The organism is Acinetobacter sp. IK31 (genome assembly GCF_035615195.1).
Taxonomy (GTDB): Bacteria; Pseudomonadota; Gammaproteobacteria; order Pseudomonadales; family Moraxellaceae; genus Acinetobacter; species Acinetobacter calcoaceticus_C.
In genome coordinates this window covers 15,027-28,100 of the sequence record NZ_JANBOB010000008.1, presented here as the reverse complement: position 1 = coordinate 28,100, position 13,074 = coordinate 15,027, and the positions used below count along the sequence as shown (strand labels likewise).

At 37.1% G+C, this 13,074-nt stretch carries 12 protein-coding genes and 1 pseudogene; 6 read left to right on the top strand and 7 right to left on the bottom strand.

Annotation, left to right across the window (positions count from 1 at the left end; genetic code table 11):
• Positions 1-1,173: an acetyl-CoA C-acyltransferase FadA gene (gene fadA / locus MSG66_RS04895; RefSeq protein WP_324652684.1), complete on the top strand. Its 1,173-nt coding sequence runs from the start codon at positions 1-3 to the stop codon at positions 1,171-1,173.
• A 43-nt stretch (positions 1,174-1,216) separates the two neighbouring features.
• On the opposite strand, the gene MSG66_RS04890 is transcribed toward fadA, so the two are convergent.
• Positions 1,217-1,708, bottom strand: a complete 492-nt coding sequence (locus MSG66_RS04890; RefSeq protein WP_324652683.1) for a hypothetical protein — start codon at positions 1,706-1,708, stop codon at positions 1,217-1,219.
• Between the two features lie 279 nt (positions 1,709-1,987).
• Between MSG66_RS04890 and MSG66_RS04885 the strand changes: the two genes are divergently transcribed.
• On the top strand, positions 1,988-2,704 hold the full coding sequence (locus tag MSG66_RS04885; protein ID WP_324652681.1) for a hypothetical protein: 717 nt from the start codon (positions 1,988-1,990) through the stop codon (positions 2,702-2,704).
• Between the two features lie 66 nt (positions 2,705-2,770).
• On the opposite strand, the gene MSG66_RS04880 is transcribed toward MSG66_RS04885, so the two are convergent.
• On the bottom strand, positions 2,771-3,415 hold the full coding sequence (locus MSG66_RS04880) for an RBBP9/YdeN family alpha/beta hydrolase (protein WP_324652679.1): 645 nt from the start codon (positions 3,413-3,415) through the stop codon (positions 2,771-2,773).
• Positions 3,416-3,486: 71 nt separating this feature from the next.
• On the opposite strand from MSG66_RS04880, the gene MSG66_RS04875 reads away from it, so the two are divergent.
• Entirely contained in the window at positions 3,487-3,852 is a 366-nt protein-coding gene (locus MSG66_RS04875; RefSeq protein ID WP_324652677.1) for a MerR family transcriptional regulator, read from the top strand.
• Between the two features lie 21 nt (positions 3,853-3,873).
• On the opposite strand, the gene MSG66_RS04870 is transcribed toward MSG66_RS04875, so the two are convergent.
• Entirely contained in the window at positions 3,874-4,632 is a 759-nt protein-coding gene (locus MSG66_RS04870) for a hypothetical protein (RefSeq protein ID WP_262474560.1), read from the bottom strand.
• A gap of 178 nt (positions 4,633-4,810) precedes the next feature.
• Between MSG66_RS04870 and MSG66_RS04865 the strand changes: the two genes are divergently transcribed.
• The 3 genes and pseudogenes from MSG66_RS04865 to MSG66_RS04855 all read left to right on the top strand — a co-directional run bounded on the left by MSG66_RS04865 (position 4,811) and on the right by MSG66_RS04855 (position 8,037).
• Positions 4,811-5,512: a DsbA family oxidoreductase gene (locus MSG66_RS04865; RefSeq protein ID WP_324652674.1), complete on the top strand. Its 702-nt coding sequence runs from the start codon at positions 4,811-4,813 to the stop codon at positions 5,510-5,512.
• Between the two features lie 359 nt (positions 5,513-5,871).
• Complete coding sequence (locus tag MSG66_RS04860) at positions 5,872-7,014, top strand: hypothetical protein (protein ID WP_133975709.1); 1,143 nt, start codon at positions 5,872-5,874, stop codon at positions 7,012-7,014.
• Positions 7,015-7,137: 123 nt separating this feature from the next.
• Positions 7,138-8,037 (top strand): annotated as a pseudogene (locus tag MSG66_RS04855) (selenocysteine synthase).
• A gap of 82 nt (positions 8,038-8,119) precedes the next feature.
• Here MSG66_RS04855 and htpG read toward each other — a convergent pair.
• From htpG to MSG66_RS04835, 4 genes are all read right to left on the bottom strand, one after another.
• Positions 8,120-10,039, bottom strand: coding sequence for a molecular chaperone HtpG (gene htpG, locus MSG66_RS04850; RefSeq protein WP_324652673.1), 1,920 nt, complete (start codon positions 10,037-10,039; stop codon positions 8,120-8,122).
• 100 nt (positions 10,040-10,139) lie between these two features.
• Positions 10,140-10,493 carry a lysozyme inhibitor LprI family protein gene (locus MSG66_RS04845; protein WP_042894431.1) on the bottom strand — a complete coding sequence of 118 codons (354 nt, stop codon included), beginning with the start codon at positions 10,491-10,493 and terminating at the stop codon, positions 10,140-10,142.
• 188 nt (positions 10,494-10,681) lie between these two features.
• On the bottom strand, positions 10,682-11,272 hold the full coding sequence (locus MSG66_RS04840) for an OmpW/AlkL family protein (protein ID WP_324652671.1): 591 nt from the start codon (positions 11,270-11,272) through the stop codon (positions 10,682-10,684).
• 329 nt (positions 11,273-11,601) lie between these two features.
• The gene (locus MSG66_RS04835) at positions 11,602-13,026 is read right to left on the bottom strand and encodes a Na+/H+ antiporter family protein (protein ID WP_324652670.1); all 1,425 of its coding nucleotides are present in this window, start codon (positions 13,024-13,026) and stop codon (positions 11,602-11,604) included.
• Positions 13,027-13,074: the final 48 nt, after the last annotated feature.

Here is a 13,074-nt window from a genome sequence, read left to right as displayed (position 1 = left end):
ATGGCTACTTTAAATCCACGTGACGTTGTCATCGTTGATGGCGTACGTTCTGCAATGGGTAAAACCAAAAACGGTATGTTCCGCAATGTACGTGCTGACAGCTTATCTGCTGAATTAGTTCGTGCACTCGTTGCTCGTAACCAGTTTGATACCAATGAAGTTGAAGATCTGATCTGGGGCTGTGTAAACCAGACTCTAGAGCAAGGTATGAATATTGGACGTAACATCGGCTTATTGGCTGACCTACCAAAAACTGTGGCAGGTCAAACGGTAAACCGTCTTTGTGGTTCATCTATGCAAGCGCTTCATACTGCTGCTGCACAGATTGCAACCAACCAAGGTGATATTTTCATTATTGGTGGTGTAGAGCACATGGGCCACGTAGGTATGATGCATGGCATCGACCTAAACCCAGAAGCATCTAAACACTACGCTAAAGCATCTAACATGATGGGCTTAACTGCTGAAATGTTAGGTCGCATGAATGGCATTGGTCGTGAAGAACAAGATGCTTTTGGTGTTGAATCTCACCGCCGTGCTTGGGCTGCAACACAAGAAGGTCGTTTCAAAAACGAAATCGTTGGTGTTGAAGGTCATGATGTAAATGGTTTTAAAATCCTTTGCGACATCGATGAAGTGATTCGTCCTGATGCAAACCTTGAATCGTTCAAAGCATTACGTCCTGTATTCGATCCAAAAGGCGGTACTGTAACTGCAGCTACATCTTCAGCTTTATCTGATGGCGCTTCTGCAATGTTACTTATGTCTGCTGAGCGCGCACAAGCGTTAGGTTTAAAACCACGCGCTGTGATTCGCTCTATGGCAGTTGCAGGTTGCGACGCTGCAATCATGGGTTACGGTCCAGTTCCTGCAACTCAAAAAGCGCTTAAACGTGCTGGTTTAACGATGGCTGATATTCAAACTATCGAGTTAAACGAAGCATTTGCTGCTCAAGGCTTATCAGTAATGAAAGGCTTAGGTGTTTATGACAAGCAAGACATTATTAACTTAAATGGTGGTGCGATTGCTTTGGGTCACCCACTAGGCTGTTCCGGTGCGCGTATCACCACTACTTTATTAAACGTAATGGAACAACAAGATACTCAAATCGGTCTTGCGACCATGTGCATCGGCCTTGGTCAAGGTATTGCAACGATTATCGAACGTGTTTAATTAACACCAAGATAAAAAAATCCCCGCTCAATGCGGGGATTTTTTATCGACCAGCTAATCCATTTTCGATTTTCTTCTGTAAATCTATAATGTCATTAATATTCACTTTCATTGTCCCATCACGAAAAGCATCGACATTACTTCGATTAATATTCAAATCTCTTAACATTTCAAAGATACCATTGGTTGGATCAGAAGACTGTATTCCACCTGCTACCGCTAAAATGTATTGTTGTAAGAATGGAGAAAGTTGAGACAAATCAGGTTGTGCCATAACTGGCTGATAATCTACCGTAGTCATGCCTTCAGGGACTAAAGCATTCTGTATATCATTATGAATTTTATACTCACGATGTTGCAGAGCCTGACGCACTTTTTTATCTTCCTGATATGGTACAAATCCCACCTCTTCACGCAGCTCAGATTCAGCCATAACGCGAATTGTTGGCAAAGTAGCAACCTCTTCAGCTTGAACAGTCGGCAACCCCATAAAAGCAAATGCAGCGATCAAAGCTGATTGTTTTAGAAAGTTCATAACTTGCTCCAAAAATCAGTCACCCTATTCAAATTAAAAGATGATGATTAAATTAAAAGTATTTATAAATAGGCTACAACAAAGTCGAATTTGATTCAGTAATGCTCAGATAAACGGTAAATATAATTAAAAATTTTAATGTAATAGTAAGGTTCTTTATAAAAATATTTTAGAAATTAGCTTGAATGTGACTAAGTCAGATCATACTGCTAGATTTAAATATTAAGATCTTTTGTTTATAGTCAGACTTTTATAAATCCATTGAATTCAACAGAAATAATGAACTTTAAAATATTAAATCAGAACATTCTCATGAGCTGCCTGCTAGTCAGTTTATTTCTCAGTGGTTGTACGAGTAATCACGTTATTGGTGAAAGTACACGAGAGCTATTTACAAAATATGAGTCAGGCCATGAATGGATCACTTTAGTTGAAGATGATGTGATAGCTTTCGGAAAACCCTCAATATCTCTCCCTAATGAACCAGGGAACAGTATTGTCATCGCAGGTAAAAAATATAGTTATGTCATTAGTAAAGGCGGTAACGATTTCATTCAATTAATTAGTCAGCTAAATCCACAATATATTCAAATAAGTAATGATCTGGATTTTATTGCACCTGCTTCCAACAGTAACCATTTTAACGGACATATTAGATTTTCTTACACTCCACCTAATGGAAAACTGAATGAAAAGGAATTAACTTTATTCAAACAATATGGCGTGGTTCAGTGTAACTGCACAGAAAAGTTAGAATCACATAAATTTGATCTTAATCTTGAAGGAACTGTTTATCCTCCTGTAAACAATCTTAAAACAATAACCCCTTTATCTAAGCCATATCACGTCAGAATCAAATATCTTCACGATAAAAGCGGAAAAGTGCCCTTATCAACTAAAGAGAAGTTAGCAAACTTGCCATTACTTCCTTTTGCCTTAACTTTCGATGTAATTGCATTACCTTCTAAAATATTGGGTGTCCTTTATCAGCCTTAATAAACTCTCCCTGAAAAACAATGAGCTTTCAAAAAGTAAAATCCCCGATCAATACGGGGATTTTTATTATTTCCCTAACATCTCTTTTAAAGAATTCACTACTTGCGGAAACTTCGTATAACCTTCCCTACCTAAAAAATGCCCGCCATTAGGTACTGTAATGTACGGCGCCTCAATATCTTTAGCGAATTGAATCGTAAGTTTTGGTGGAACCAAATCATCATTATCAGACAAATAAACGAGTTTTTTCTTTATGTCATGAAAGTAACTCGTATCGACTTTGCTTTTTGTTATATAAGCATCGAGTGGAGAAAAATCTGAAATAGGTCCAGAAAATCCAGATACTAAAATCATTCCACCAATCTTTTGATAATCATGTCTTTGCAGAAAGTGCAGCAAAGTAATCACACCTAAACTGTGTGCAACAAAGTAGGTATTTTCATTTACAACAGGGATATGTTGGTCTAAAACCTTCTGCCATGCTTCCACATCTGGATGTTCCGAGTCTGGAAATGGAATTAAGGTAACCGTTGTATGTTCGTCTTCTATTTGATGTTTTAAATCTAAAAACCAGTGATCATCTATAGAAGCAGAGTAACCATGAAGCACAAATATTTGACGCATGTTGTTCTCCTGAAGTTCAATTGTTTTGGTATTTGCAACGAATGAAATTAATCCGAATAACACTAATAAAATGAGTTTTCTGACCATGGAACAAGTACCATTTTGCAAGATACAAATATGCTAAACTATGACACTACTGTTAAGGTCAACACCTATTTATGAATCTTGCAAAAGTTGCCGAGCTTACAAAAGTAAGCCCTCGTATGCTGCGTTATTATGAGAGTTTAGGGCTTATACAGCCTCATCGGGCGAGTAATAACTATCGAAGTTATACGCAAAAAGATATTGAAAATATTAAGAAAATTAAAATATTAAATGATGCAGGAATGAATCTAAAAGACATTCAGGCTTTGTTGCCTTGTTTTGATTTAGATGAACGCGTATTTACGCTATGTTCAGTGGTTCAAGAAAAGCTACAAACTGAGCTCATGCACGTGTCCGAGCAGTTAATCAAACTACAAACTTCTCAAAGTTTATTACAATCTTTTTTAACTAAAGGAAAAGCTGAGAGCACCAATCCATAAATTTTGATGCTCACGTTCAATTTATTCTTTTAATTCTCCTTCTAATGCAGCTACATTTCTTTTCTTAATTTTTTCAATTTTTGCATTCAGCTTTAAAACATCTTGATAAAGCTGGTTAAACTTTTTGACCTGAGCATTTTCATGAAAAAGAATCATTTGGTCTTTCTTTTGCCATTCATAATTTTTTAGAAGTTTAAACATTTCTTCTGCTTTATCTAAAATTTGCAGTTCAATCATAAAAATTGCATGATCTTTATCAGCTTTTTGTTGAGTACCTAATTTCATTTCAAGCAGTTGTCTCATCTCTGCATCTACAGATAATTCCTGAACCTTCGTTAAAAAGGTTTTATGAATTTTTTCATATTGAGTTTGATATTTATCTGAAGCTGTACGAACATCGATTAACATTTTTTCTGTTTCTACATACTTCTGTTTTTTATCAATATCTAAACGATCAACATTTAAAAAAGTATCCCATTTTGCCGCCTTTAACTCTCTTAAATATTCATTACGTGCATTTATATTTTGAATCCAATAACTTAAAAGAAATTCTGAAATTTGTTTATAGTGTCCTGCCAACCGTTTATCGTGAATATCGAGCTGGACGGGTTTAGACCAGTCTTGTGCTTGGTCATAAAGCTGGTTCATTTTTTCAGTCATGACCACATCAAACATTTGGCTACTGTCTTTGGCCTGTTGCTGTTTTATGTGTTGATAGGTGAAAAAAATAATACTCGTGATAACAACCAGACTTGCAATTGCAATCAAAACTCGGCGCATACACACCTCCTATTTCCCTTCTTATAGTTTTGCTCTTTATAGTTATGAAATAGAGCTTATATCTTCTTTATATGCCATTTATTTCACAATACGCAACACTCTATTCGCTATTCAAAGCTTTAAATCCTTGGACATCATCCCTATTATGATGGGTAATTAAAATTTATGAGATTCTCCCATGCGTGTTGATGTCTGGTCTGATGTAGTTTGTCCTTTCTGTTATATCGGCAAAAAACGCCTTGAACATGTAGCTGCTGAAGCAGGTATTGAGCTTGAAATTCACTGGCATAGTTTTGAATTAGATCCTGATGCGCCAGCAAAACATGACACATCAAATACAGAACGTTTGGCTAAAAAATACGGCCGTACCTATGAAGAGATGGAAGAAATGGAGCGCAATATTGCGGCCATGGCTGCCTCTGAAAGTATTGATTTCCAATGGCAAAAGGCTAACTCTGGCAATAGTTTTAATGCACACCGTATTATCCACCTTGCGCAAAGCAAAGGCCTAGGCAACCAAGCAAAAGAAGCTTTTTTCCATGCTTATATGACCGAAGGTTTAGCGATTGGCGAACGTGAAGTTGTTGAAGAAATCGCTTCTCGTATTGGCCTTGATAATGCCGAAGTTGAGTTTGTATTAGATACAAATGAACTATCTGACTTTGTTCGTCATGACGAAAAAATTGCGAAAGAGCAGTTAAATGTTACTGGCGTGCCATTTTTTGTATTTGATCAAAGAATTGCACTTGCAGGTGCTCAACCACGTGAAGTCTTTTTAAAAGTCTTAGAGCAAGCACAGCTCAAAGCAAATGCTGAAGAAGTTGAGCAGGATGATGCGGCTGTTTGTAATGATGAATCATGTGATATTCCACAGAAATAAGTCAGCACAATTGAAAGTGTGATTAAATCGTATGTTTTATCACCATTTTAGCAATAGAGCGTTCTAAAAAAAGAACTATCCAATTGTTTAAAATCAGTTTATCATTGCGGCTTAGAATATTCGCGCTGTAATGTTCTGTTTTTTATGTGTTTAATGATCGGAATTTGAAGTTTCCTTGATCTATCATCCCCCTTAATTGGGGGATTTTTTTTGGTTAGAAATAATCGCCACTAGCTTAAACCCTTTAAATTATTTCAAATACGTAAAAAAGTTAAATTTACTTAACTTTTGTGTCGTCCTCTTGATTTTATTAGAAAAATCAACAAAATTGAAAACAACAACAAAACATAAAGATAGATATGAAAACATTTCACGTAATACCTTATCGGCAGCTTTTTGCACTTATAACTATTGGATTCGGTTCAGTGTGCATCACTCATGCAGAAACCACCTCTTCCTCTCAAAAACAGCAAGCAGAAGGTTTGTCATCTGGAGTTCAAACCGAAGTTACAACAGATGAAAATCTATTAGACCAGATCCCACGTTGGGTAGATGCGACCCCAACCATTTTTCCAGAGCAGTCTAATCAACCGATTGTTCCACCTACCGAACAAACAGAAGATCAAACATGGGTTGACCGTAAACAAAAGAATATTCGTCATTGGGCCGATCGTACTTCTGAAAAAATTGATAACTGGTTTGGTGAAGTCGACCCACAGAAACCTGCTACAGCAACCATCCGTGTAATGGTCGATAACTATTGGAATGAATACGACAATTTTGAAATTAAGCCCAGAATTCGAGGTAGGATTAAGCTACCTACTCTAGAAAAACGTCTAAGCGTGGTCTTTGGTGATGACTCTTTAGATAACGAATTTGATAATAGCCCAGCCAATATTAACCAGAACCCGAATCAAGATTCAAATAAGAAGTTAGATGGTAAGCAAACTCGAGATGACAACAGTTCCATTGCTTTACGCTGGTCAAATTTTTCTAAAAGACTGCCTTTTGAAACAGATGCAGACTTAGGTATTCGTTCTGGAGACGATATTTACGTTCGTTTAAAAGCATCAAGAGATTGGCAATTACGTAATGATTTTAAATTCTATGCAGAGCAAATCTATCGTTACGGCATAGACAGCGAAAACTACTTACGTACTAATCTTGAGCTTACACATGCCAGACCAAACCAACCGTTTTTATCGAATCAGTTCAGCTTAACCTATGCCGATGACCAAGACGATGATCTAGCTTGGGAAAACCGGACTTTCCGCGAGCATAGTTTCTTTGCAAACAACCGTTTTAACTATGGTATTTATACAAGTGGTTATTACAACGACAGTGACTTACGTTTAAACAGTTGGGGGCCGTTTGTTTCATGGCGCCAACCCGTTTTACGTGAATGGTTCTTTGTTCAAGGAGATGTAAATTACTTTAATGACCAACGCGAAGATCGCAACCATTTTGTCAGCACATTCTTGCGTTTAGAGGCTCTTTTTTAAGCTGCCAAACATCACCTTGGAACCTTCATCCAAGGTGATGAATAATAAAATACTTTTAAATAAAAATTTAAGCTTAGTCTCTTAAAATTTTATTCTAATTTTTGATTCTTTATTTTTTGAACGATGAATCAATTCTCTCCTTTTTCATTTCAATACAGATCGGCTGCGTTAGTTTGTATTTATAGTTTGGGCGTATTGGCTTTACTTCCGCATACTCAATTTTTTTATACTTCTTTAAAGCACCAACGTTCAAGACGACATTCCTACTCGTCCAACCAACTCAACAAAGCAAACAGACAATCTCTGCCATTTGCACTCTCTCCTTGTGAAATAGAGACAAATAATGCTTTACCCGATGTAGCTTTAATTCAAGAGCTTATGGCGGTATTTGGAAATGATACGTTATGGAAGCGTGCGCAGTCTGAACATCCTTATAAAGCCTTAGGCAAAAAAAAGAAGAAGGCTTCATCGAATCAAGCTACTTTAACAAATCCACTCAGTGCAAGCTGGACTACCATTTCAACCTGGATGCCTTTTGAAAATAATCTTGACCTAGGCTCAAACTCAGAAAACGATGTTTATGTACAATTTTTGGCAAAGAAAAAATGGAATTTAAGACATAACTTTAGTTTGGATACAGAACAAGTATTTCGCTACGGTTCAACCAGCCGAAACTACACCGAAACCACCCTAAACTTAACGCAAAAGGTGCAAGACAACACACTGTTTTCCAATAAATTTAATGTAAACAAGAGCGAGAATGAAGATTACAATTGGGGAAACTGGACTTTTCAATAGTTTGAGTTTGTAAAAGATAATAGTCTGACTTACGGTGTTTATAGTGGTGGCGTATATACCAAAAATGATATGCGACTAAATAGCTGGGGACCTTATATTTCATGGCGCCAGCCTGTGTGGCGAAATTGGCTTTTTATGCAAAATGATCTTAATTTTTTTAACCATATTGATGACGATCCGAAACATCAACTCAGCGTTCAAATGAATCTAGAAGCTAATTTTTAGCCAAAAATTATCAAATTGTGGATAACTCTTTCTTTATCCACAAAAAAGCCCCTGACGGTTCAGAGGCTTTTTTTACGCCGAATTATTTCAGCAATAAGCTATTAATACGTTTTACATAAGCTGCCGGATCTTCTGGTAAACCACCTTCAGCAATAACAGCCTGATCGAAAATCACATTTGCCAAGTCATCAAAATGTTCTGAACCTTCAAGTTTTTTCACTAATGGATGTTCAGGGTTAATTTCTAAAATTGGCTTAATTTCAGGAACTTCTTGCCCCGCTTGTTTTAACATACGGATGAGTTGAGGTGATAACTCACCTTCACTTGTCACTAAACACGCAGGAGAATCGACCAGACGCGTAGTTACGCGTACTTCTTTGGTTTTCGCTTTCAATGAATCACTTAGCTTATCAACAACAGGTTTGAACTGTTCAGCTGCTTGCTCAAGTGCCTTTTTCTCTTCAGCATCTTGCAAGTCACCTAAGTCAACCGCACCTTTAGAAACATTCTTTAATGGCGTACCTTCAAACTCTTGAACAAAGTTCATTGCCCATTCGTCCACACGCTCTGCCATTAACAGTACTTCAATGCCTTTTTTCTTGAACAACTCAAGCTGTGGTGAGTTTTTCGCTGCTGCTAAACTATCGGCAGTCACATAATAGATGGCTTTTTGGCCCTCTTTCATACGTGCCTTATAGTCAGCGAAAGAAGTCGTCACTTCATCATTTGTTGAAGTCGCATAACGTAATAATTTTAAAATACGTTCGCGGTTACCAAAGTCTTCGCCCAAGCCTTCTTTAATGACTGAGCCAAACTCACTGTAGAATGTCTTAAATTTTTCTTGGTCTTTTTCATCTTCCGATTTAGCCAAACCATCAAGCACAGTTAACACACGGCGTGCATTACCTTCACGAATCGTTTTTACATCACGGCTTTCTTGTAGCAACTCACGGCTTACATTGAGCGGTAAGTCAGCACTATCCACCACACCTTGAACAAAACGTAGATAATTTGGAATTAAATTATCTGCATCGTCCATAATGAACACGCGTTTTACATAAAGCTTAATGCCCGCTTTTGCTTCACGAGTAAAAATGTCATGCGGTGCTTTACTTGGAATATAAAGTAACTGTGTATATTCAGTACTACCTTCAACACGGTTATGGGCCCAAGCCAGTGGGGCTTCAAAGTCATGCGTTAAGTTTTTATAGAACTCAACGTACTGCTCTTCAGTCACTTCGCTCTTGTTACGTGTCCATAAAGCACTGGCTGAGTTAATCGCTTCCCACTCGCCAGTCTTGACCATTTGACCGCCTTTAGACTCTTCGCCTTCAGCCGCCTCTTCCTCTTGCCAAACTTCTTTTTGCATTTCAATTGGCAAACTAATGTGGTCAGAGTATTTATTAATAATCTGCTTAACTTTATAAGATTCTAAATAATCAAGCGCATCATCACGCAAGTGAAGAATGATATCGGTACCACGGGAAGCTTTATCAATTTGCTGAACTTCAAACTCACCCGTACCACTGCTAATCCAACGCACCCCTTCAGATGCATCTAGACCTGCACGGCGTGATTCCACTGTAATTTTATCGGCAACAATAAAACCAGAGTAAAAACCAACACCAAATTGACCAATCAACTGAGCATCTGCTTTTTGATCACCAGTCAATTTTGACATGAAATCTTTAGTACCCGATTTTGCAATCGTACCTAAGTTATCAATCGCTTCCTGCTGGTTTAGGCCAATCCCGTTATCAGAAATTGTTAACGTTTTATCTTCTTTATTTAAAATGACACGTACATGTAAATCTGGATCATTTTCATAATATTCAGGATGATTAATTCCTTCAAAGCGCAACTTATCACATGCATCTGATGCATTAGAGATAAGCTCGCGTAAGAAAATCTCAGGGTTAGAATAGAGAGAATGCGTCACTAAATGTAAAAGCTGTGCAACTTCCGCTTGGAAACTATAATTTTGTGATGCTTGTTCACTCATAAATCACTCCTTAAATTTTGAAGTCTGTTTGTTCTCGAATGCTTTATGAATGGAGTACTTCTAGAATTTTTCAATCCTGAATATTAAAAATTTTTTCTAATTAGAACGGCCCATGACTTAATACTCTATCTTGTAATATCGTATCTAACTGTTTTTGGCGTTGCTGATAAGCTTTGCTAATACAACTTACACCAGCAGCACAAGCATTTCTTTTTTTCAGCCATTGCTGTTGAGCATCTTTTTGGCTATCGCGCCCACCCATCGGCAATGCATGCAGAACAATTTGATAGGTTGTAGCCATTTTTACATCTGCATCATTTAAAGAACGATTTTTACAAATACTCTTTTCTGTTTTCGTTTTTGCAGCATCACATGAAAAACTTGCAGCTTGTAAATTTTGTGTGAAAGCTATACCACTAAAAAGTGCTAAACAAAGCGCTAATTTGTTATTCATGATTTTATTTCCCTGTTTGTAATGAATAAAAATTAGTTTAGAAAAAAATATGCATAAGATGTGTAGAAAACTGTCTGTTTTATGCTTTTTTTAGTGCAAATAAAACTCATAAAAAAACCTCACATAAAAATATATGTGAGGTGCCTGAGTCTAGGTTTATTATTATATTGTTCTATTTATTATTATGCTTAAAATTTATAGCTATAACCCAACGTGTAAACAAATGGATTAATATCTAGATCAAACTTATAATTAGCAACTGCAGGATCAATTGTTACTTCCGGACTAATATCCATATAACGTACATCTACAAATACTCCCCAATTTTTAGCATCAGCAGGCTGGAAATTAAAACCAACTTGCCCTGCAACACCAAAATCCTCTTTAACTTTTACGGCTACCCCTTCTTCATCCCAAGGAATAAATGCTGTAGCACCAACACCAATATATGGCGTAAAACGTGTCGAGTTTTTAAAATGATATTTAGCAGTAATCGTTGGTGGTAACTGTTTAATACGCGCTACATTTTTACCATCTAACAATACGTCATGATTAATAGGTGCTGCTAACAATAACTCTGCCGAAAATGGAGATTGGCCAAAAAAGTATTCTACTGATGGCGTAAATGCATATTCATGATCTGCTTTCACTACACCTAAAGGAGTTGTTGTTTCGTCTGATGGCGCGATAACACTACCACCAAATTTTACTTGCCAGTTACCAGCAAATGTAAAAGAAGACATCCCCATTAATGCAATAACCAAAACTTTTTTGAACACTTTAATATCTCCAACCTTATTTATATTTATAATAAACATGTATTTTAAAATCATGCAATACTCATTATAAAACTATTTTATATTTTATTTTTAAATAACTGTTTTAAATAAAATTATATATTAACCAACCATTTTAATTGGTTTTTTATTCCAACCTTATTAATCAAGATTATTTTATATTACCAACCGTTTTAATATACTTTTAATTCTGAGTATTTTAATATAATTTATTTAAAATACATCTTTAATTTAGTCGATAAAAAACCTTCTTAATTTAAATCTAAAGATTATGATTAAGAAGGTTAATCATTCAATATTTTATAAGAAATTTATAAAACCATTGCAGCAATCCAGCCAAAAATTAATAGCGGAATATTAAAATGAATAAATGTAGGTACAACCGTATCCCAAATATGATCATGTTGCCCATCTACACCTAAACCAGCTGTTGGCCCTAAGGTTGAATCAGAAGCTGGCGAACCAGCATCACCTAATGCTGCTGCTGTCCCAATGAGCGCAATGGTCGCTAGAGGTGAGAATCCAAACTGTACGCATAAAGGTACATAAATAACGGCTAATACAGGAACACTAGAGAAGGATGAACCAATACCAATCGTGACAAATAAACCAATACAAAGCATTAAGAAAGCTGCGAGTGCACGGTTATCTCCGATAATATCGACTACACCGTTCACTAGCTGATTAATATCTCCCGTATGGGTCATCACCGATGCAAAGCCCGCAGCAGAAATCATGATAAAACCCACCAAGGCCATCATCCGCATACCTTGCACGAAGACATCATCGGCATCTTGCCACTTAAAAATTCCGGCGGTAGATAGAACAGCAAAACCAACTAAACCACCCAAAATCATTGAACCGGAATAGAGCTGTGCAGCGAGTGTCAGACCGATTGCAAGCAATGCCATAAAGATCGTTTTCTTTGCAATAACCGGTGCTTGTTCTGCTTCATGTTTTAGCTCTTCAGCATCAGCTTTTAAGTCAGCTGTTTCAACTTGAGTAGTTGCACGAAGAGGTTTATCTAAATCAATTGTTGTAGTTGGCGTAATAGCACGATCGGCATAAATTCTTGGCTTACGGTAGCTAATAAATACAGCAACCAAAGTACCTAAAACCATCCCCAAAACCGGAATAGCCATGCCAATTGACATCATCCCCCGCTCTACATGCAAGCCGTACGCAGCACCAACCTTATTGATATTCCCCATCAAAATTTGTTCAAGGAAAATTGCACCAAAACCAACCGGAAGAAAAATATAAGTTCCGACTAAACCTAAAGTAAGTACACAGGCTGCTGCACGACGGTCTAACTTTAAATGGTTCATTACGCGTAATAATGGCGGAACGAGTACAGGAATAAAGGCAATATGAACCGGAATAAGGTTCTGAGAGAAAATAGCTGAAATAAGTAAAATACCTAATAGTAAATATTTCACTTTAGTTTGACGGCTTTTCCCCGCTTCCATTCCCAACAAACCAATAAGCTTATGGGCAAGTAAATCAGGTAAACCAGATTTTGAAAGTGCTAGAGCGAATGCCCCAAGCACTGCATAGGCAAGTGCGACTTCAGCACCATCACCAAGACCAGCGTTAAAGGCATCAACGGTTTGAGAAAGGCTTAAACCTGCCACGAGGCCGCCTACCATGGCAGAAACCACTAAAGTCAGTACGACAGAAACGCGTGCCAGTGATAATAGAAACATCACTGCAATCGCAATAACGACAGCATTCATGAATAAATTCAGAGCAAAACAAAAGGCGACATTCTATCAGATTCAGAA